We start from the raw sequence: 1,370 nt of genomic DNA, 5'->3' as shown, positions 1-1,370 counted from the left end.
TGAGGTCGCGGCGAAGGCTAAGGGGCTGAATTATGTGAAGCTGGACGGCCAGGTCGGGATCATCGGTAATGGTGCGGGTCTGGTGATGTCCACGCTGGACGTGGTGGCCTATGCCGGTGAGGCGCACGGGGGTGTGCGGCCGGCGAACTTCCTGGACATCGGTGGTGGCGCGTCGGCGGAGGTGATGGCCGCCGGGCTGGAGATCATTCTCGGGGATCCGGGGGTGAAGAGCGTGTTCGTGAACGTGTTCGGTGGGATCACCGCGTGTGACGCGGTGGCCAACGGGATCGTGGCGGCGCTGGAGTTGCTGGAGTCGCGTGGGGAGGACGTGTCCAAGCCGCTGGTGGTGCGTCTGGACGGCAATAACGCCGAGCTGGGCCGGGAGATCCTGGCGGGGCGGGCGCATCCGGCGGTGCGGCGGGTGGACACGATGGACGGCGCCGCGGCGCTGGCGGCCGAGCTGGCGAACGCGTAGGGAAGGGCGAAGGACTGTGGCGATCTTTTTGACCAAGGACTCGCGTGTCCTGGTGCAGGGCATGACGGGGTCGGAGGGTTCCAAGCACACCGCGCGGATGCTGGCGTCGGGGACGCAGGTCGTGGGTGGGGTGAATCCGCGTAAGGCGGGCACGTCGGTGGATTTCGGTGGTAGCGCGGTGCCGGTGTTCGGGTCGGTGGCCGAGGGTATGGCGGCCACGGGCGCGGATGTGTCGGTGATCTTCGTGCCGCCGCGGTTCGCCAAGGACGCGGTGGTCGAGGCGGTGGATGCGGGGATCGGTCTGGCGGTGGTGATCACCGAGGGGATTCCGGTGCATGACACCGCGGTGTTCTGGGCGCATGCGTGTGCGAAGGGCAATCGGACGCGGATCATCGGGCCGAATTGTCCGGGGCTGATTTCTCCGGGGCAGTCGAACGCGGGGATCATTCCGGCGGATATCGCTAAGCCGGGGCGGATCGGGTTGGTGTCGAAGTCGGGGACGCTGACGTATCAGATGATGTTCGAGTTGCGGGAGATCGGGTTCTCCACGGCGGTGGGGATCGGTGGGGATCCGGTGATCGGGACGACGCATATCGATGCTCTGGCGGCGTTCGAGGCGGATCCGGATACTGATGCGATCGTGATGATCGGTGAGATCGGTGGGGACGCGGAGGAGCGGGCGGCGGAGTTCATCCGTGAGCGTGTGTCGAAGCCTGTTGTGGGGTATGTGGCGGGGTTCACGGCTCCGGAGGGTAAGACGATGGGGCATGCGGGGGCGATCGTGTCGGGGTCTTCGGGTACGGCCGCGGCGAAGAAGGTGGCGTTGGAGGCTGCGGGGGTGCGGGTGGGTAAGACCCCGTCGGAGACCGCCGCTCTGGCCCGCCAACTCTTCTGA

Annotated in this window: 1 protein-coding gene and 1 pseudogene; both read left to right on the top strand. The window is 67.2% G+C overall.

Annotated elements, in window-relative coordinates; translation table 11 throughout:
* A pseudogene (locus tag ACFQRF_RS27650) lies at positions 1 to 475 on the top strand (ADP-forming succinate--CoA ligase subunit beta); the annotation flags it as partial.
* 16 nt (positions 476 to 491) lie between these two features.
* Positions 492 to 1,370: a succinate--CoA ligase subunit alpha gene (gene sucD / locus ACFQRF_RS27645; protein ID WP_379874417.1), complete on the top strand. Its 879-nt coding sequence runs from the start codon at positions 492 to 494 to the stop codon at positions 1,368 to 1,370.

The sequence above is a fragment of the Marinactinospora rubrisoli genome (genome assembly GCF_042664915.1).
GTDB classification, from domain to species: Bacteria; Actinomycetota; Actinomycetes; order Streptosporangiales; family Streptosporangiaceae; genus Marinitenerispora; species Marinitenerispora rubrisoli.
The sequence above is the reverse complement of the archived record's forward strand: the minus strand, read 5'-3'. Positions and strand labels throughout refer to the sequence as shown.